Source organism: Stenotrophomonas sp. PAMC25021, assembly GCF_004795795.1.
In the GTDB taxonomy this organism is placed as follows: Bacteria; Pseudomonadota; Gammaproteobacteria; order Xanthomonadales; family Xanthomonadaceae; genus Stenotrophomonas; species Stenotrophomonas muris.
The window spans coordinates 551,918-570,149 of sequence record NZ_CP039255.1 but is presented as its reverse complement, the minus strand read 5'-3'; the positions used below and the strand labels follow the sequence as shown (position 1 = coordinate 570,149).

At 67.6% G+C, this 18,232-nt stretch carries 16 protein-coding genes; all 16 read right to left on the bottom strand.

Going from position 1 to position 18,232, the window contains the following annotated elements; translation table 11 throughout:
• Window positions 1-371: 371 nt before the first annotated feature.
• The 16 genes from bamA to E5790_RS02690 all read right to left on the bottom strand — a co-directional run bounded on the left by bamA (window position 372) and on the right by E5790_RS02690 (window position 18,105).
• A complete protein-coding gene (gene bamA / locus E5790_RS02765; protein WP_049441550.1) occupies window positions 372-2,735 on the bottom strand; it encodes an outer membrane protein assembly factor BamA in 2,364 nt (787 codons plus the stop codon).
• Window positions 2,736-2,809: 74 nt separating this feature from the next.
• On the bottom strand, window positions 2,810-4,168 hold the full coding sequence (gene rseP / locus E5790_RS02760; RefSeq protein WP_049441551.1) for an RIP metalloprotease RseP: 1,359 nt from the start codon (window positions 4,166-4,168) through the stop codon (window positions 2,810-2,812).
• A gap of 55 nt (window positions 4,169-4,223) precedes the next feature.
• A complete protein-coding gene (locus tag E5790_RS02755; RefSeq protein WP_111206643.1) occupies window positions 4,224-5,414 on the bottom strand; it encodes a 1-deoxy-D-xylulose-5-phosphate reductoisomerase in 1,191 nt (396 codons plus the stop codon).
• Between the two features lie 2 nt (window positions 5,415-5,416).
• Window positions 5,417-6,253, bottom strand: a complete 837-nt coding sequence (locus E5790_RS02750; protein ID WP_014646497.1) for a phosphatidate cytidylyltransferase — start codon at window positions 6,251-6,253, stop codon at window positions 5,417-5,419.
• Window positions 6,250-7,017, bottom strand: coding sequence for a polyprenyl diphosphate synthase (uppS, locus tag E5790_RS02745; RefSeq protein ID WP_032956844.1), 768 nt, complete (start codon window positions 7,015-7,017; stop codon window positions 6,250-6,252). The genes E5790_RS02750 and uppS overlap by 4 nt, the downstream gene beginning before the upstream one ends.
• A 5-nt stretch (window positions 7,018-7,022) precedes the next feature.
• The gene (gene frr / locus E5790_RS02740) at window positions 7,023-7,577 is read right to left on the bottom strand and encodes a ribosome recycling factor (protein WP_014646499.1); all 555 of its coding nucleotides are present in this window, start codon (window positions 7,575-7,577) and stop codon (window positions 7,023-7,025) included.
• A 96-nt stretch (window positions 7,578-7,673) separates the two neighbouring features.
• On the bottom strand, window positions 7,674-8,402 hold the full coding sequence (gene pyrH, locus E5790_RS02735; RefSeq protein WP_014646500.1) for a UMP kinase: 729 nt from the start codon (window positions 8,400-8,402) through the stop codon (window positions 7,674-7,676).
• Between the two features lie 121 nt (window positions 8,403-8,523).
• Window positions 8,524-10,062: a GGDEF domain-containing protein gene (locus E5790_RS02730; RefSeq protein ID WP_046429719.1), complete on the bottom strand. Its 1,539-nt coding sequence runs from the start codon at window positions 10,060-10,062 to the stop codon at window positions 8,524-8,526.
• 258 nt (window positions 10,063-10,320) lie between these two features.
• A complete protein-coding gene (gene tsf, locus E5790_RS02725; RefSeq protein WP_032956847.1) occupies window positions 10,321-11,196 on the bottom strand; it encodes a translation elongation factor Ts in 876 nt (291 codons plus the stop codon).
• A gap of 125 nt (window positions 11,197-11,321) precedes the next feature.
• The gene (rpsB, locus tag E5790_RS02720) at window positions 11,322-12,128 is read right to left on the bottom strand and encodes a 30S ribosomal protein S2 (protein WP_005408748.1); all 807 of its coding nucleotides are present in this window, start codon (window positions 12,126-12,128) and stop codon (window positions 11,322-11,324) included.
• A gap of 220 nt (window positions 12,129-12,348) precedes the next feature.
• The gene (locus tag E5790_RS02715; protein ID WP_014646503.1) at window positions 12,349-13,047 is read right to left on the bottom strand and encodes a pilus assembly protein; all 699 of its coding nucleotides are present in this window, start codon (window positions 13,045-13,047) and stop codon (window positions 12,349-12,351) included.
• The gene (locus E5790_RS02710) at window positions 13,047-13,262 is read right to left on the bottom strand and encodes a hypothetical protein (protein ID WP_032956850.1); all 216 of its coding nucleotides are present in this window, start codon (window positions 13,260-13,262) and stop codon (window positions 13,047-13,049) included. The genes E5790_RS02715 and E5790_RS02710 overlap by 1 nt, the downstream gene beginning before the upstream one ends.
• A gap of 152 nt (window positions 13,263-13,414) precedes the next feature.
• Window positions 13,415-14,452: a spore coat U domain-containing protein gene (locus tag E5790_RS02705; protein ID WP_111206645.1), complete on the bottom strand. Its 1,038-nt coding sequence runs from the start codon at window positions 14,450-14,452 to the stop codon at window positions 13,415-13,417.
• Window positions 14,449-16,818 carry a fimbria/pilus outer membrane usher protein gene (locus tag E5790_RS02700; protein WP_111206647.1) on the bottom strand — a complete coding sequence of 790 codons (2,370 nt, stop codon included), beginning with the start codon at window positions 16,816-16,818 and terminating at the stop codon, window positions 14,449-14,451. Before E5790_RS02700 ends, E5790_RS02705 begins: the two co-directional genes overlap by 4 nt.
• 7 nt (window positions 16,819-16,825) lie before the next feature.
• On the bottom strand, window positions 16,826-17,575 hold the full coding sequence (locus tag E5790_RS02695) for a molecular chaperone (protein WP_111206649.1): 750 nt from the start codon (window positions 17,573-17,575) through the stop codon (window positions 16,826-16,828).
• Window positions 17,575-18,105, bottom strand: coding sequence for a spore coat U domain-containing protein (locus E5790_RS02690; RefSeq protein WP_032956855.1), 531 nt, complete (start codon window positions 18,103-18,105; stop codon window positions 17,575-17,577). Before E5790_RS02690 ends, E5790_RS02695 begins: the two co-directional genes overlap by 1 nt.
• Window positions 18,106-18,232 lie beyond the last annotated feature (127 nt).

Here is an 18,232-nt window from a genome sequence, read left to right as displayed (position 1 = left end):
TGACGCCATTTCGGTCATGCGGGGGCAGGGCTTGGCGCCTGCCTGGTACGGGCGGGAGGCGGCGGGTGGCCCTGGCCAGGACACGCAAAACCCCCTCCATGGTGCTCGATGGCGCCATCCATGGCGCCAACGGTCCTGTCCAGGGCCACCCGCCGCCTCTGGACAATTTCCCGCGAGCGCGGCCAAAAGCCCGTGCCGTGCAGTGTCATCTGCAAAACGAAAACGCCGGGCAATGCCCGGCGCTTCGCGCCCCGTCTGGTGGAGAGCCCCCCTTCTGTTAAGGGGGGCGCGCCAATGGCGCGGGGGATAGGAGGTAGGTCGGGACCCGCTGCTTGCGCAGCAAGCCGCGGCGCACCTTCGGTGGTCAGTTCTTAGAACTGACCGCCGAAGGTGAACTGCAGACGCTCGATCTTGTCATCGTCTTCCTTCTTCAGCGGGAAGGCGTAGCTGATCGAGATCGGGCCGACCGGGGCGCGCCACAGCAGGGCCACGCCGGTGGACACGCGCAGCTCGTTGGCCTTGAAGTTCTGGGTGCCATTGTAGACGTTGCCGAAGTCGACGAAGGCCGACACGCGTGCCGACGGGCTGTCGAACAGGCGCGGGAAGTAGGCTTCGACCGAACCGACGGTCTTCAGCGAACCACCCAGCGGCTGGCCTTCCGGATAACCGGTGGTGACTTCGCGCGGGCCGAGGGTGTTGTCCTCGAAGCCGCGCACCGAGTTGGTGCCACCGGCGTAGAAGTTCTCGAAGAACGGCAGGCCGCTGGCGGTGACGGTGCGGGTGGTGCCATCCGGATTGGTCAGCGTACGGGTGTAGTCGTTGCCGTAGGCATCGCCGTAGCCGATTTCCGCGCGGGTGTTGATCACCAGCGACGGCATGATCGGCCAGTACTTGCTGATCTGGTAGTTCAGCTTGTAGTACTCGATGGTCGAACCCGGCAGCGTGGTTTCCAGGCCGATGCGCTGGTAGGTGCCGCGCGTTGGCATGAAGTAGTCGTTGCGCGAGTCGCGCGCCCAGCCCAGCTCGGTGCGCCAGGCGTGGAAGGTGCGCTGACCGACCGCGTTGATGTAGTCGATGATCGACTGCGGGGTCGAGCCCTGGTAGGTGGTGATCTGGTTGCTGTCGATGCCGAACATCAGCGAGACGGTATCGGTCTCGGTCAGCGGCACGCCGAACACCACCTGCGCCGAACCATTGGTGCTGTTGTACTGCGCGGTATTGAAGTCGGAGTAGTCCAGTTCGCGCCAGGACAGGTTATAGCCCAGCGACACGCCGTCATCGGTGAAGTACGGGTTGGTGTAGCTGAAGCCGTAGCGCTGCAGGTAGCTGCTGCGCGAGGCTTCGACCGACACGCGGTTGCCGCCGCCAAGGAAGTTGTTCTGCGAGAGCTGCACCGAGGTGGTCATGCCGTAGGACTGCGAGTAGCCCAGGCCGAACACGAAGCTGCCCGAGGTGGTTTCCTTGACGTTGTAGACGACGTCGACCTGGTCGTTGCTGCCGCTGACGGCCGGGGTCTCCACTTCCACCGATTCGAAGTAGCCCAGGCGCTGCAGGCGGATCTTGGAGCGGTCGATCGCGGCCTGCGAGTACCAGCTGTTCTCGAACTGGCGCATTTCGCGGCGCATCACCTCATCGGAGGTGCGGGTATTGCCACGGAACAGGATGCGGCGCACCGACACGCGCGGGCCGGGCACGACCTGCATGTTGATGGCGACGGTCTGCTCGGCGCGGTTGGTGGTCGGGATCGGGTTCACCTTGGCGAACGCGTAGCCGATGTTGGACAGCGAATTGGTGATGGTGTCCGAGCTGAATTCCAGCAGGGCACGCGAGAACGTGTCGCCGGACTTCTGGATCACCATGCGCTCGACGTCCTCCTGCGGGAGGATGGTGTCGCCGCTGACCTTGATCTCGGAGATCTTGTACTGCGCACCCTCGGTCACGCCCGCGGTCAGGAACATGTCGCGCTTGTCGGGGCTGATCGAGACCTGGGTGGAATCGATGCTGAAATCGACGTAGCCGCGGTCCAGGTACCAGGAGTTGAGCTTTTCCAGGTCACCGGACAGCTTTTCCTTGGAGTACTGGTCGTCACGGCGGTACCACGACGCCCAGTTGTGCTCCTTGGACTCCCAGGTCTCCAGGATGTCCTTGCTCTCGAACTTTTCGGTGCCGACCAGGTTGACGTGGCGGATCTTGGCCGCCTTGCCTTCCTTGATGGCGATGGCGATGTCCACGCGGTTGCGGTCCAGCGGGCTCACCGTCGGGGTGATGTCGACGTTGTATTTGCCACGGTCGTTGTACTGGCGGCGCAGTTCCTGGGTCACGCGGTCCAGGCTCAGGCGATCGAAGGTGCCGCCCTCGGTCAGGCCGATGTCGGACAGGCCCTTGAGCAGCTGGTCGGACTTGATGTCCTTGTTGCCGGTCACGGTCAGCTTGTTGATCGCCGGACGTTCCTTGACGGTCACCACCAGGATCGTGCCCTGGCGGTCCAGCTGCACGTCTTCGAAGAAGCCGGTCTTGTACAGGGCGCGGATCGTCTCGCCGACCTTGTTGTCGGTGACCGTCTCGCCACGTTCCACCGGCAGGTAGGTGAATACCGTGCCCGAGCTGATGCGCTGCAGGCCATCGACGCGGATGTCGCTGACAGTGAAGGGCTCGGCTGCCTGGGCCAGGGCGGGAGCGCCGGTGACGGCGGCGAGGGCGAGGGCCAGCAGGCGGCGATTGGGGAGTCGCGTCATGTCACGTCCGGTAGGAAGGTCGATTTCATTGGTGCGGGATGCCGACGCTGTAGACGGCAACAACATGGAAAAGTTCATCGCGGGACCAGGCCGAGGATGTCGTTGTAGAACGCCAACCCCATCAGCCCGGCCAGCAACGCCAGGCCGATGTATTGGCCGGCGGCGATGGCACGCTCGCTCAGCGGGCTGCCCTTGACCAACTCGATAAGGTAATACAGCAGGTGGCCGCCGTCCAAGATCGGGATCGGCAGCAGGTTGATGATGCACAGGCTGAGGGACAGCAGGGCAAGGAACTGCAGGAACCAGTCGAGGCCGCGCTTGGCCGAGACATTGGCCACGCGGGCGATGGTGACCGGCCCGGAAACGTTCTGAAGCGAGGCCTTGCCGGTGACGATGCGGCCCATCATGCCCAGCGAGTCGGCCGCCAGGCGGCCGGTTTCGCGTACCGCGACGGTGACCGAGTCCAGGGGGCCGTAGCGCAGGAGGGTGTCATAGGGGGGGCTGAACTTGGTCGGGAACTGAACGCCGATCTGCCACGTGGGGCCGCCCTTGGCGTCCTGGCCCTTGCGTGGCGTCACTTCCAGCGCCAGGCGCTCGCCGCCACGCAGGACCTCGATCATGCCCGGGCCACCGGCACGGCCCAGCGCCTGGATCTCGCCGATCACCTGGTCGGCGCCGTCGATGCGCTGGCCGTCAATGGCCACGATCAGGTCGCCCGGCTGCAGTTGCCCGGCCACCACGGAGTCCGTGGTGAGCGACTCGACCAGCGCGGGCTGCAGCCACGACTGCCAGTACATGCCAGCCAGGATCGGCACCCGCCGCTCATCGAAACCCGGCGGCAGCTGCGACAGCGGCAGCGTGCGCGTGCGCACCTGGTCGGCCGTATCCAGCACTTCCAGCTTCACGTCGCGGCGGTCCATCGCGGCCGCGGTCAGTGCCATGCTGGCCTCGCCGAGGGTGACTACCTGGCGGTCGTCCACGCGCAGCACGCGGTCGCCGCTGGCCAGGCCGGCACTGGCGGCGATGCCGCTGACGCGGCCGACGGTGGGCGAGTAGTCCTGCTTGCCGATCACGAACATCGCCCACAGCAGGAGGATGCACAGCAGCAGGTTGGCGATCGGGCCGGCGGCAACGATCGCGATGCGCTGCCAGACGGTCTTGTGGTTGAAGGCCTGGCCGCGCTCGTGCGGGTGGACTTCGACCTCGCGTTCGTCGAGGAACTTCACGTAGCCACCCAGCGGAATGGCGGCGATGGCGAACTCGGTACCATGCCGGTCGCGGCGCGACCACAGCGGCCGGCCGAAGCCGACCGAGAAACGCAGGATCTTGACCCCGCACAGGCGCCCGACCCAGTAATGCCCGAACTCGTGGAACGTGACCAGCAGCCCGAGGCTGACAATCATCCACCAGACCGATCCGATGAAGTCAGTCATGCAGGCTCACAGTGGCGGGCAGGGGCGGCGGCGTCATGCTGGGCGAGGCGGTCGTTCAGGCGGCGTCGATGGCGTTCAGGGTGAGCTGGCGTGCCCGCTGGTCGGCGGACAACAGGACCTCCAGTGTATCGGCTGCTTGCGTCGGCAGTGTTGAAAGAGCGTTAGCAACCAGCGCCGGGATCGTCAGGAAACCGATCCGGCCCTGAAGAAACGCTGAAACCGCCTCCTCGTTGGCAGCATTCAGCACCGCCGGTGCGGCGCCGCCGGCCTGCATGGCCTGCCAGGCCAGGGCCAGGCAGGGGAAGGCGTCGGTGTCCGGGGCCTCGAAATCCAGCCGGCCCTGGGCCAGCAGGTCCAGCCCGGCCACGCCCGATTCGATGCGCTGTGGCCAGCCCAGGCCAACGGCGAGGGTGGTGCGCATGTCCGGCAGGCCCATCTGCGCCAGGGTCGAGCCGTCGACGAACTCGACCAGCGAATGGACCAGGCTCTGCGGGTGCACCAGCACTTCGATGCGTTCACCGGGCACGCCGAACAGGTGGTGGGCCTCGATGACTTCCAGGCCCTTGTTCATCAACGTCGCCGAATCGACCGAGATCTTCGGTCCCATCGACCACTTCGGGTGGGCAACGGCCTGGGCCGGGGTGACCTGGGCCAGTTCGGCGCGGCTGCGGCCACGGAACGGGCCGCCGGAGGCGGTCAGCAGGATCCGGCGCACGCCGGCGCCGTCGACGCTGGCGTCGCGCGAGCGCAGGCACTGGAAGATGGCGCTGTGTTCGCTGTCGATCGGGATGATTTCGGCACCGGCACGTTCGGCGGTACGGGTCAGCAGTTCGCCGGCCAGCACCAGCGATTCCTTGTTGGCCAGCAGGATGCGCTTGCCGGCGGCGGCCGCGGCCAGGGTCGAGGACAGGCCGGCAGCGCCGACGATGGCCGCGACCACGGTATCGCAGGCGTCGCTGGCGGCCAGCTGGTCCAACGCGGCATGGCCGGCATGGGCTTCGGTGGCCAGTCCGGCGTCGCGCAGGCCGTCACGCAGTTCGGCAAACAGCGATTCGTCGGCGATCACCGCGTGCGCGGGTTTGTGCTGGCGGCACAACGCCAGCAGCCCCTGCACCTGGCGTCCGGCGGCGAGCACGGTCGCCTGGTAGCGCTGCGGGTGGCGGGCGATCACGTCCAGCGTGGAGGCACCGATCGAGCCGGTGGCGCCGAATACGGCGACCCGGCGCAGGTCTGCAGCAGCATTCATGGTCAGAACCCGAAGATTTCCTTGCCCAGCGCGAACACCGGGACGGCGGCGAGGACGCCGTCGACCCGGTCGAGCACGCCGCCATGGCCCGGGATCAGGTGGCCCGAATCCTTGGCGCCCGCGTGGCGCTTGATGAGGCTCTCGAACAGGTCACCCAGCACCGAGGCGAACACGGCCACGACCGCGGTGATCAGCAGGCCCGGCAGGTGTGCGGTATCGATCCCGGCCAGCCAGCCCAGGCCGACGGCCACGGCGACACCGGCCAACAGGCCGCCGAACAGGCCTTCCCAGGTCTTGTTGGGGCTGATCCGCGGGGCCAGCTTGTGCTTGCCGAAATGGCGGCCGGCGAAGTAGGCGCCCGAGTCGGCCGCCCACACCAGTGCCAGTGCAGCCAGCAGCCACAGGTGGCCCTGCTTGCCCGGCGGATCGCCACCGGCATGGATCAGCACCAGCGCGGCCCAGGCGGGCACGATGGCAAGCGTGCCGGCCAGCATCTTCAGGATGCGCGAGGGCGCCGACGGCTGTGCACCGAAATTGAAGAAGCGCAGCCAGACCAGCGCGGCCAGCCACCAGGCAACGCCGGCCAGCGTGGTTATCTGGAACAGCACCAGCGTACTGCCATCGGCCCAGACCAGCAGCACCATCAGCAGCAGGTTCAGCACCAGAAGTACGGTGCGTGCCAGGGTGTCTTCGATACCGGCCAGCTTCAGCCATTCCCACAGGCCGATCAGCAGCACCGCAGCGGCGGCGGCGGCCAGCCATTGCGTGGGCAGCAGCAGGATCGCCGCAATGGCAACCGGCGCCATGATCAGCGCGGCGAGGACTCGGGTCTTGGTCATGGGCTGGAAGTCTCGGTGGCCAGTGCGGCAATCTGGGCGCTGGTCAGGCCGAAACGACGCTCGCGGCCGGCATAGGCGTCCAGCGCCTGCTGCAGCTGCCCGGCATCGAAGTCCGGCCACAGGGCCTCGGTGAACCACAGCTCGGTGTAGGCCAGCTGCCACAGCAGGAAGTTGCTGATGCGGGTGTCGCCGCCGGTGCGGATGAACAGGTCCGGCGGCGGCAGGTCGGCAAGGGCGACCTGGCTGCCCAGCAGCGATTCGTCGATCTGCTCGGGCAACAGGCGACCGGCCGCCACTTCGACGGCCAGGGCGCGCGCGGCGCGGGCGATGTCCTGGCGGCCGCCATAGCTGGCCGCGATCGACAGGGTCAGGGTGGTGTTGTCGGCGGTGCGCTGTTCGGCCAGCTGCATGCGGCTGACCAGCCCGGCACCGAAGCGCTCGCGTTCGCCGATGAAGCGTACGCGCACGCCGCGCCGGTGCAGCTCGTCCACCTCGCGGTCGAGCGCACCGAGGAACAGCTTCATCAATGCATCCACTTCCTCCTGCGGCCGGCCCCAGTTCTCGCTGGAGAAGGCGAACAGGGTCAGCGCCGGAATGCCCAGTTCAAGGCAGCGCTCGATGGTGCGGTTGACCGCGCGCGCGCCGGCACGGTGGCCGATCACGCGGGGGCGACGGCGCTGCTGTGCCCAGCGCCCATTGCCATCCATGATGATGGCAATGTGGCGGGGCAGGGCGGCCGGTAACGGAGGCGGGGCTGAAGGCATCGACTTCAGACCGACAGCAGTTCTTTTTCCTTGTCGGCGACGACCTTGTCGACGTCCTTGATGTTGGCGTCGGTCAGCTTCTGGATGTCGTCTTCGCCGCGCTTCTTCTCGTCTTCGCTGATCGCCTTGTCCTTGACCAGCTTGGCGATTTCCTTGTTCGCGTCCTGACGGATGTTGCGGATCGCGATCTTGGCGCCTTCACCTTCCTTCTGCACCTGCTTGGCCAGCTCCTTGCGGCGCTCTTCGGTCGGCGGCGGCATGTTGATGCGGATCGCGGTGCCGAGGGTGTTCGGGGTGAACTCGGCGTTGTAGAGACCCTTTTCGATCTCCTTGATCATGCCCTTGTCGAACGGCGTGACCAGCAGCGAGTGCGCGTCGGCGTTGGAGATCGAGGCAACCTGGTTCAGCGGGGTGCTGGCGTTGCCATAGGCACTGACCGTCACGCGGTCCAGCAGGGCAGGCGTGGCACGCCCGGTCCGGATGGAGGTGAGGGTGTGCTTCAGAGCGTCGATGCTCTTGGCCATGCGCGTCTGCGCGTTGTTCTTGATGTCGTTGAGCATCGCCCGGTCCTGGATGTATCTGGAATCGGGCGATTATAGGCGAATACGGGACGCTGCCGGGCCTGAATCGGCCCGATCGCCGCTTTGCGCTCAGGCTCAGGCCGGGTCGCGGCCCTGGACCAGGGTGCCGATGTTCGCGCCGTTGAGGATCTTCAGCAGCTCGCCCGGCTGGCCCATGTCGAACACGCGCATCGGCAGGTCGCTGTCGCGGGCCAATGCGAAGGCCGCCGTGTCCATCACTTCCAGGCCGCGGCGGATCACTTCGTCGTAGCTCAGGCTGTCGAAGCGGACCGCATCGCTGTGCTTGTTCGGGTCCTTGTCGTACACGCCATCGACCTTGGTGGCCTTCAGCAGCAGATCGGCGCCGATCTCGATCGCGCGCAGGGCGGCGCCGGAATCGGTGGTGAAGAACGGGCTGCCGACGCCGGCGGCGAAGATCACCAGGCGGCCCTTTTCCAGGTGGCGGATGGCGCGGCGGCGGATGTAGTCCTCGCACACGTCGTTGATCTTGATCGCGCTCATCACGCGGGCCTTGGCGCCCAGCTTCTCGAGGGCATCCTGCATGGCCAGGGCGTTGATGACCGTGGCCAGCATGCCCATCTGGTCGCCGGTGACCCGGTCCATGCCGCCGGCGGCCAGGCCGGCGCCGCGGAAGATGTTGCCGCCCCCGATCACCAGCGCCACTTCGGCACCGGCCTGCTGGGCTTCGATGACCTCGCGGGCCAGGCGATTGATGACCTTCGGGTCGATGCCGTAGTCCTCGTCTCCCATCAGCGCCTCCCCGGACAGTTTCAGAAGGATGCGGCGATAGGCGAGCTTGGACATGAGGACCTCGGGTGCGTGGAAATCGCGGGCGATTCTACGCGCATGCGGCGTCGTGCCAAAGTGTTTTGTGCACTGCGGCGCAGAATCCGGTCGTTCGCCCCGGTCAAACGGGGCTTCCCGTTCAGCCCAGCTCGGCGCCAGCGGTGGCCGACAGCTCGTCGTGGCCGAGGGCACCTGGCGAGCGGGCGATCACCCGGTTGCGGCCCAGGTTCTTGGAGCGGTACAGCACGTCGTCGGCTGCGCGCAGCAGGTCCTGCACGTCGGCGAAGCGCTCGTACCCACCCTGGGTGGCCACGCCGGCGGAGAAGGTGACGAACAGCGGCCCGCCCTCCAGCTCGGCCATCGGCGTGGCGACGATGTTGGCCAGCACCCGGCGGATCACGTCCAGGGCCACGCTTTCGCTGGTGTTTGGCAGCAGCGCGACGAATTCCTCGCCGCCGAAGCGGGCGACGGTGTCACTGTTGCGCAGCTGGCCCTGCAGCTTGCCGGCGAAGGCGCGCAGTACCTCGTCGCCGGTCAGGTGGCCGTGGGCGTCGTTGATCTTCTTGAAGTCGTCCAGGTCGATGAAGGCCACCGACAATGGCCAGCCCTGGCGGCCGGCGCGCAGGAATTCCTGCTCCAGCACCGCTTCCAGCTGGCGGCGGTTGAGCACGCCGGTCAACGCGTCACGATGGGCCTGGTCGGCGAGGCGCTTGGCGCGCGCCTCGAACTCGTCGGCGCGGCGTCGTGCCTGGTCGGCGTCCTGCAGTTCGCGCAGGTTGCGCAGCGTGGCCAGCTCCTGCGCGTGATCGATCAGCTCGCGCACCCGCGCCGGGGAATTGAGGCCGGCATCAAACAGGCTGGCGATGTCGGGCAGGGCTTCACTGATGCGGGCGAGGACCTGGTCGAAGCGCGCGCTGTCCAGCTCCAGGCGGTCGTGCACCTGCTGCAGGGCGCGCTCACGCGCGGCGTCGGCGTCGCTGTCCAGCCAGATGTCGGCCACCGCGCCGGACAGCTGCACGCAGGCCTGGAACGGCGATTCGGCGGCGTCCTCGTCCTCGCTGTGGCTGATGCTCTCCACCAGGTAGCGGGGCAGGCCCCATTGCTCGGCCACCCACGCGCCGACTTCGGCATGGCTGCAGCCCAGTTCCTCGCGTTCGCGGGCGACCAGGTCGATGTTGTCGCGTGCCTCGCGCAGCAGCGGCAGGTAGCGCTCCGACTCGGCCTGGGCCAGGCACAGTACGCCCAGGTCCTGCAGCAGGCCGGCCAGCATCAGTTCTTCCAGCCGGCGCAGGCCGCGCGCCTGGCCCAGCTGGCTGGCAGCCAGGGCGCTGAGGATGCTGCGCTTCCACGCGCGCTGGCGCAGGTCGTGGTCGGCGCCGGTGCCGCCGGTCAGGCCCTGGGTGACGGTGAAGCCGAGGGCGAGGCTGATCGTGGCGTTCAGGCCCAGCATGGTCAGCGCCTGGCCGAGGTTCTCGATCCGGCGGCGGCTGGCGTAAAGCGGCGAATTGGCGATGCGCAGCATGCGAGCGCTCAGCGCCATGTCGATGGCGATGATGTCGGCAGCGGTGGCGATGTCCGCTTCCGGGTCCTGGGCCAGTTCGATGATGCGCAGGGCAATACCGGGTGGCGAAGGCAGGTTGCGGCAGAGCGCCAGGGCAGCTGTCAGCTCGGGAGGCATGTCGGGTCGTTCAATTCCATTAGGACAAGAATACCTAGGAATGCATCACAGTCCGCGATTTTCGTTCCTGCTAAATGACTGTGGATTCCCTGCGCCGAGTATCGGCTTGATTCGCGCGCAACGCAAAGGTGCCGGTTGTGCGCACCAACGGTGCGCACCCACCGGTGGGCCATGGGTTGATCCCTGGGTCCATGCATAAAAAAAGAGCCGCGGTTTCCCGCGGCTCCTTCTGGTCGCTTCACAGTCGGAAGGCTGGAATCAGACCTGCATCGCCTTGGCAACTTCGGCGGCGTAGTCTTCCACCACCTTCTCGATGCCTTCGCCGACGATCAGCAGCTTGAAGCCTGCCACGTCGGCGCCGGCGGCCTTGACCACCTGCTCGACGGTGGTGTCGCCCAGCACGTAGGTCTGGCCGTACAGGGTCACGTCGCTGACGATCTTGTTGATCTTGCCGCTGATGATCTTTTCCAGGATGTCGGCCGGCTTGGCCTTGTCCTTATCGGTCATCTTGGCCAGCTCGATTTCCTTTTCCTTCTCGACGAACTCGGCCGGGACGTCCGCAGCCTTGTTGTGCGGCGGCTTCAGCGCGGCCACGTGCATGGCCAGGCCACGGGCCAGCTCGACGTCGCCGCCGATCAGGTCGACCAGCACGCCGACCTTGCCGTTGGTGTGGACGTAGGCGCCGATGTTGCCGGTGGTGTCGACCTTGACCATGCGGCGGATCTGGATGTTCTCACCCAGGGTCTGCACGGCGGTGGCGCGGGCTTCCTCGACGGTGCGGCCGTCGGCCAGCGTGGCGGCCTTCACGGCTTCGACGTCGTTGGCGCCCGATGCCAGGGCAGCAGCGGCGACGGCGTTGACGAAGGACTTGAAGTTGTCATCGTTGGCGACGAAGTCGGTTTCCGAGTTGACTTCGACCAGCACGGCCTTGCCGCCGTCCTGGGCCAGGCCCAGGCGGCCTTCGGCGGCCACGCGGTCAGCCTTCTTGTCGGCCTTGGCGGCGCCGGACTTGCGCATGGCTTCAGCAGCGGCGTTGATGTCGCCGTTGGCTTCGGTAAGCGCCTTCTTGCATTCCATCATGCCGGCGCCGGTGCGCTCGCGCAGTTCCTTGACCAGGGAAGCAGTGATTTCCACGGGATTACCTCACGAAAGAAAGGGGTTGGGCCGGCATGGTGGCCGGCCCGTGTGACACGGTCCTGTCACGCGCCGATGGCTGCGTGCAGGGAGGGTGGACGCCGGGCGTCCACCCGGGGCCTGGATCAGGCCTGGGCGTCGTCGCCCTTCTTGGCAGCCTTCTTGGCTGGAGCGCGGCGGGCCGGCTTCTCTTCGCCTTCAGCAGCGGCTTCAGCGAATTCTTCCTCGCGCACCGAAGCGGCGTGCGGGGCAGCCGCCTTGCCTTCCAGCACGGCGTCGGCAGCGGCGCGGGCGTACAGCTGCACAGCGCGGATGGCGTCGTCGTTGCCCGGGATGGCGTAATCAACCAGTTCCGGGTTGTAGTTGGTGTCGACCACGGCGATGACCGGGATGCCCAGCTTCTTGGCTTCCTTGATCGCGATGTCTTCGTGGCCGATGTCGATCACGAAGATGGCGTCCGGCAGGCGGTTCATGTCCTTGATGCCGCCCAGCGAGGCTTCCAGCTTGTCGCGCTCGCGACGCAGGCCCAGCACTTCGTGCTTGACCAGCTTCTCGAAGGTGCCGTCGGTTTCACCGGCTTCCAGTTCCTTCAGGCGGGCAACCGACTGCTTGACGGTACGGAAGTTGGTCAGGGTGCCGCCCAGCCAACGCTGGTTCATGAACGGCATGCCGCAACGCTCGGCTTCTTCCTTGATGGTTTCGCGGGCGCTGCGCTTGGTGCCCAGGAACAGGACGGTGCCGCGCTTCTGGGCAACCGACGAGATGAAGTTCATCGCGTCGTTGAACAGCGGGACGGTCTTTTCCAGGTTGATGATGTGGATCTTGCCGCGGGCGCCGAAGATGTACGGAGCCATCTTCGGGTTCCAGTAGCGGGTCTGGTGGCCGAAGTGGACGCCGGCTTCCAGCATCTGACGCATGGTGACCTGGGGCATTGCAATACTCCTGATATGGAACCAGCGATTCCGCCCGCGGGGATAGGTATGCGGGACGCGTGGAAGCGCGATCGGTTCCGGGGTTGGGCTTCCCTGTTGCCTCCGTGGCCGAACTCCTTGCGGAGCACCCCGGCACGGATGGGGGCAGCAGGTGTGGATTCACCGGTGACGTCCGGTGTGGACGGGTTCGCGCGCACGCTGGCGGCAGGAATCCGGTCGATTATAGCCCGCTGGGGGCGCTTGCTGCAATTGCAGGGTCAGTTGCGGCCAGATCGACCTCGCGACCGTCCTGCAGGCGTGCCTGGAAGCGGCCGCCTGCATAGCCATCGGCGCGGGCAGGCAGGGGCCAGCGGCGTTCATGGCCCGCAAGAATGTAGCCGGCCAGGCCAGCCGTCAGCAGCGTTGCCTGGCCGTCCGCCGTGATGAAGCGCAGATCGTGCAGGCGGCCGTGCAGGGTACCGGCATTGCTGAGTCGCAGTACGGCCAGAGACCCGTGGGCCTCGACGCGGCCCAGCAGCCGGGCCTGCAGTGCTGGCCCCGCTGGGCCGCGGAACAGCGGCAGCGAATAGCGCGGCAACCCCGGCAACGTCGGTGCCAGTACGACCCGATAGGCCTGTTCAGCGGCCGCCGCTGCCGGATCGCCCGGCAACAGCCAGACGCGCTGGGTGCTGCCGGGGGCCAGGTCCAGCCGCGCCGGGCTGACCCGGATCTGGTCGCTGGGGTGCAGTCGTTCGGCGTCCAGCTGCTGATCCCACGCCAGCACCTGCACCTGGCCCTGCCAGCGGCCGGGCCCGGGGTTGTGCAACCACAGTTCGGCGCTGCCGCCCTGGGCCGGCAGCTGCAGGGTGGTCGGCAACAGCTCCAACGCTGCGGCAGGCAGTGCCAGCAGCAGTGCCAGCAGGATCAGCAACGCGCGCATCAGTAGATGAGGGTCACGGAGGGTGTTGCGTTCCCGTCCGTCGCCGGTGGTGCGAGCTCGCGGACCTGGCGCGGCGCCTGGGGTGCGTCACTGCGCTGGTGCGGTGCGGGGCAGCGGATGCCGCCGCCATCGTCGCTGCAGGATTCAACCACGGTCAGCCGGATCTGCAGGGGGCTGCTGGGTTCGGCCCATGCCGGCAGGCTGGCGACCAGCATCGCCCCGATCAGGAATGTGCGAACCACCTGCCATCCACCATGCTGAAAGACTTGCTGCGCGGTATCGGCGGGATGTGCCGGAACTGTAGCGCCGAGCCGGCGCTCGGCACGGCCTTCGTCCGGTGGGTGCCGACCGTTGGTCGGCACGCCGGTCAGTAGGTGATCGTCACCGTCACCAGGTCGTTGTAGGTGCCGGCCGGCGGCTGGCCACTGACCGGCGGCACCCGGCCATGGATGGTCAGCTGCTGCGCGCTGCCGGTACCGGTGCCGCTGGCCGTGTCGACGGTCAGGGTATTGCCCCAGCGCAGGCTCCGCGCCGAGTCCCGGTAGAGCTCGTAGGCGAGGTAATAGGTGCTTCCGCCGAGGGTGGTGGCCATGCGCCGGGTGGTGGTGGCGGTGGGATTGTTCTGGCCGTTGTCGAGGCCGACCTGGAAGGCAGTGTTCTTCAGGCAGGTCAGGGTGAGGGTGGCGGTCCGGTCGATGTTGGCCGGAATGCCGCCGGCGACGTTGCCGAAGTCCATGGTGGTGGTGACGTAGCTGCCACATTGCGGCAGCACGTTGGCGGTGGCGGTGAAGCTGAAGGCTGCACTGGCGCTGTTGGTGCCGGTGGCGCCGCCATTGCAGGTGGCGGGCACGGTGGCGGTACCGAGCAGGACTTCGTTCCAGGCCCAGGTCAGGACCACGTTGGCCCCGCTGAAGGTGCTGCTGTACGCGCCGGAGGCCAGGATCTGGTTGGCCGGGATCTGCCCGAACAGCTGTATGGACTGCGCACCGCTGCCGCCCGTCACCAGCGGCACGTTGTAGGTCATGGTCAGTTCCTGCGCAGGTGGCGTGCCGCGCGGCACCAGTCCGGTGGCCTGGCCGAAGCTGGCGTTGTTGTACAGCTGGAAATTCAGGGTGTCACTGCTGGAGGTGGCCATCGTGCGGAAGGTGGAACTGCTGCCGCCGCCACTGCCTGCGCCGATGCCCACGCAGACGCGCACGCCGGTGGTGGCCAGCAGGCTCAGCGCGGCGGTGGTGCAGGTCACCGTGATGTTGAGGTTGGCCGTACTCGGGCCGGGTGCATTGCTGTTGATGTTGCCGAACGGCAGGGTCGGATTGGCGACCGCCGTGCAGACCGCGGTGGCACCGGCGGGCGCCGCTGCCAGCAGGCCGGCCCAGAGCAGCAGGACGAGCAGCAGCACCCTCATGGCGCCACCTCCGGGATGCACTGCTGCGGCGCCGGCTTCGGCCGTGCGCCGGACGCCACCACCTTGGGCAGGTCCGGCACTTTCACGCGGCAGGGGCCGCGGCTGGTGGTGACGTACAGCACGCTGCCGGCGGCAACGTCTTCCAGATAGAGCAGGCCGTCGTAGCCGACCGTGGCCTGGCGGCCATCGGGCAACCGCACCTCGCTGCCGACCTCCAGAGGCTGGCCGTCCATTGCCAGCAGGGTCAGGCTCAGTGACGGCCGCGAGCGCAGCTGGAAGGTCACGCGGGTGCCGGCGCGCTGGCGCGGGGTCACCCAGTCCTCGATGCGGTCGGCGCGCATGTCTTCGGGCAGGTCCAGGGTGTCGATCGAGACCCGGTTGCGCTGCCAGGACAGCAACGGACTGACCAGCAGCAGGCCGCGATCATCGGTGACGCCGATCAGGCGGTTCTCCAGCCGCACCGGGACGCCGCCCACCCCATTGGTGCTGATCACCGCGAACGCATCGGACACCTCGCGCGTGGCGAAGGTGTGCCCGCCCATCCACACCAGGCTGCCGCTGGCGCTGGCGTAGGCATAGTTGAGTCCACCCTGGCGCGAGGCGCCGAACGAGTAGCGACCGACATCGTTGAGGATGCCGACCTCGGCCAGGCCGCCGTTGCCGTCCTCGCCGTGGCGCAGCTGCGCGCGCCAGCCGACGCCGCCGGCGCTGCCATCGCCCGGCACTGGCTGGGTCACGTCCGCCACCCAGCTCTGGCTGTCGCCGTTGCGCTGGCTCGAAAGGCTGGCCTGGCGGTTGTTGCCCAGGCTGGCAGTCACCGACAGGTAGATGCTGCGGTCGTCGCTGCGGTCCAGGTTCTGGTTTACCGAAAGATAGGCCGACCAGCGCTGGCTCCAGGTACGTGACCAGAACAGGCTGGCATAGCGGTTGTCGTCTCCATCCGGGTAGCGCAGGCGCAGATAGCTGGCGCTGAGCGTGCCCAGCCGCAGCAGGTCCAGGCCGAGCGTGGCCTGCTCGCTGATGCTCGGCGGCAGGTTGCCCTGCAGCGCGCCGAGGTCGCGGTAGTCGCCGTGGCTGCGTACGCTGCGCAGATTGACGTTGAAGCGACGGTTGTTCCAGCTGTAGCCCAGCGCCCATTGCCCACCCTGCAGGCCGTGGTAGCCGCTGTGCGCATAGGCGGCATTGAACACGCCAGCGGCGCCGAGCAGCCACCAGCCACCGACACCGGCCTGGGCCAGGCCGCCGCCGCCTTCGGCATGCGCCTCGCCGGTGAACGTGTCGGTGACACCGCCGCGCCAGCTGGCACTGGCCACCGTGCGATCGTCATAGGCGAAGGAGCGCTGGCCAAAGTCCTCGCGCAGGTGGCCGACGCCGGCCGACCAGTCCGAAAGGCCCCTCGCCAGCAGCTGCTGGGTGCCATAGAAACTGAAATCCAGCGTCTGCATGCGGCCGAACGCATCGGTCACCACCACCTGCGCGTTACCGGTGCCGCTGATGCCGGGCTGCGCCGCCAGCTGGAAGGGCCCGACCGGCACCTGGCCGCTGTACTGGCGCAGGCCATCGACATACAGCTCGACCGTGGAGGGCACCACCGCCTGGCCGAGGAAGCTCGGCGTGGGCGTGAGCACGCGGTAGGGCTGCAGGCCGTAGTTGCGGCCGATCTGCAGGCCGCCCAGGCGAACCGGGCGGGTCCAGTCGACGAAGCCGCTGTAGAAGTCACCGACCTCCAGCGTGGTTGCACTGTCCGGGAAATCCAGGCTCCAGCGTGTGTCCAGGCGCACGCTCTCGCCGCGCCAATGGCGGTCGCCGGGTTGCTGGTAGCGGCGGCTGATGGCGGTGTTTTCGAAGGTGCCGTTGCCGATACCGAACACGCGCAGCTCCGCGCTCAGGCTGAGGTTGCTGAGCGTGTCCACCCGGCTGCCGTAGACGTCGTAGTTGAGCAGCGCGCCGGGCGAGGCGTTGCCGGTGGGCGCGCGCGTCTGCGGGCGGCTGAGCACGGTGGTGGGCAGGATGAGCTGGTCCAGCGGCACGTCCAGTGCCAGGGTCTGCATGTGCGCGTCATAGCGCACCACCGCACCGCTGATCTGGTCCAGGTAGACCGGCGCATCGCCGCTGGCGTTGAAGCCAAGCTGGCGCAGCACTTCAGGGCTGGCCTGCAGCCGGCCGCGGTTCTCGGTGAATGGCAGCAGGCCGCGCGGGGTGCTGTTGAGCGACACATCCAGGTACAGCGCCTGGCTGGCGGTCAGCGGGGTCGGGGGAGGCAGGATGGCATCGGCCGACACGCCGGATACATCAACGGCCGCCACGCCGGACACATCGGCGGCCTCGGTCGCCGCGGGAGCCAGGGCCGCCAACAGCGCGCCCATCAACGCCTCAGCGAGCCGGTGGGGGCGACAGTGGCGTCTGTTCCGACTCGCCATTGAGCTTGGCCGTGATCTGGTCGTTGTCGCGGTCGATCGCCGTGCGTTCGATCGGCCAGCGCATCACCTGGCCCGGCAGCACGTAGCCCAGCAGCCCGGGATGGACAATGCGCGGGCGCGCGGCGCTGCCCAGCGCAAGATCGGCGATCTGTGCGTAGCTGTCGCCCGTATTGGCGACTTCCACGCCATTGCGGCCGTCCGCCAGTTTCACCAGGCGCGCCTGCAGCCGTGGGGCCAGGCGGCCGGCCGAAGGCTGCACGAACACCGGGATCGAATAGCGCAGCACGAACTGCATGCCCTCGGCACGGGTGGCCAGGTCGGGTACCTCGTCCACGATCAGCCGGTAGTGCCGCTGTGCAGGCGGTGGCTCGCTGTCCGGACGCATCACCCGCACCAGCTGCTGCTGGCCGGCGGCCAGTTCCTGCATCGGCGGCGTGGCCATCACTTCATCGGTGGGCAGCAGCTGTTCCTGGCCGTCCTGCTGCACCCAGCGGAACACGCGCACCTGCAGCGTCACCGGTGAGGTGCCGCTGTTGGTCAGCCACAGCTCTCCGGCACGCTGGCGGACTTCCAGCTGCAGGCTGGTCGGGGCAACCTGCAGGCTGGTGGCGCCGGCGCCGGCGGGGGCCAGCAGGTACAGGGCGAGCAGCGCCACGCCGGTGGCGCGCCACGGGCGGGGTCCGGCCATGCGGGCGTGCTCCATCAATAGGTGATCGTGGCGGTAACCGTATCCAGGTAGTTACCGGTGGCCGGGTTGTTGGTGCTCAGGTTCAGGATCTGGCCATAGACGATGTAGGGCACGGCCAGGCCAGTGCCGATGCCGGCCTGGGTATTGGTGCCGGTTGTGGCGCCCCAGACCAGGGTATGTGCGGCATCCTGGTAGAGCTGGTAGCCGACATAGTTGTTGGCGGTCACCGCGGCATTGGTGTTCTTCATGCGCCGGGTGGTGACGTCGTTGGCGGTGCCGGCGTTGGCGCCCGCGTTCAGCGCAATCGTGTAGGGCGTCAGTGCCGAGCACTGCGCGGTCACCGTACCCTGGCCCAGGGTGGGCGTGGCGGTGGTCGAGGCCGCCGTGCCGAAGTCGACGTTGGTGGCGGCCGCCGCCGTGATGGTGCAGGCCTTGGTGACCACCAGGGTGACGTTGAAGGTGGTGGTGTCGGCGGCCAACGCCGGGCTGGAAAGCAGCAGCCCGGCCATGACCCATGTCAGCGGGGATCGAACTGGGGATCGCATGGACAACCTCCCTGACCCGAAGGTCCGTTGAACAAGGCGAAGACGGCACGTTCGGCGCCGCTTTGACGACAGTGGGTCCAGCTTAGGAGGCGTAAGTGTCTGTAATCCGTGATAAATAGGCAGGCGC

Coding starts and splice junctions, on each gene's coding strand:
- E5790_RS02755 (WP_111206643.1), bottom strand. CDS start 5,414: ATGAATGCTGCTGCAGACCTGCGCCGGGTCGCCGTATTCGGCGCCACC.
- E5790_RS02700 (WP_111206647.1), bottom strand. CDS start 16,818: ATGGGCGCGCTGTTGGCGGCCCTGGCTCCCGCGGCGACCGAGGCCGCC.
- bamA (WP_049441550.1), bottom strand. CDS start 2,735: ATGACGCGACTCCCCAATCGCCGCCTGCTGGCCCTCGCCCTCGCCGCC.
- E5790_RS02710 (WP_032956850.1), bottom strand. CDS start 13,262: ATGCTGGTCGCCAGCCTGCCGGCATGGGCCGAACCCAGCAGCCCCCTG.
- uppS (WP_032956844.1), bottom strand. CDS start 7,017: ATGCCTTCAGCCCCGCCTCCGTTACCGGCCGCCCTGCCCCGCCACATT.
- E5790_RS02750 (WP_014646497.1), bottom strand. CDS start 6,253: ATGACCAAGACCCGAGTCCTCGCCGCGCTGATCATGGCGCCGGTTGCC.
- rseP (WP_049441551.1), bottom strand. CDS start 4,168: ATGACTGACTTCATCGGATCGGTCTGGTGGATGATTGTCAGCCTCGGG.
- E5790_RS02715 (WP_014646503.1), bottom strand. CDS start 13,047: ATGCGCGCGTTGCTGATCCTGCTGGCACTGCTGCTGGCACTGCCTGCC.
- rpsB (WP_005408748.1), bottom strand. CDS start 12,128: ATGCCCCAGGTCACCATGCGTCAGATGCTGGAAGCCGGCGTCCACTTC.
- E5790_RS02690 (WP_032956855.1), bottom strand. CDS start 18,105: ATGCGATCCCCAGTTCGATCCCCGCTGACATGGGTCATGGCCGGGCTG.
- frr (WP_014646499.1), bottom strand. CDS start 7,577: ATGCTCAACGACATCAAGAACAACGCGCAGACGCGCATGGCCAAGAGC.
- E5790_RS02705 (WP_111206645.1), bottom strand. CDS start 14,452: ATGAGGGTGCTGCTGCTCGTCCTGCTGCTCTGGGCCGGCCTGCTGGCA.
- pyrH (WP_014646500.1), bottom strand. CDS start 8,402: ATGTCCAAGCTCGCCTATCGCCGCATCCTTCTGAAACTGTCCGGGGAG.
- E5790_RS02730 (WP_046429719.1), bottom strand. CDS start 10,062: ATGCCTCCCGAGCTGACAGCTGCCCTGGCGCTCTGCCGCAACCTGCCT.
- E5790_RS02695 (WP_111206649.1), bottom strand. CDS start 17,575: ATGGAGCACGCCCGCATGGCCGGACCCCGCCCGTGGCGCGCCACCGGC.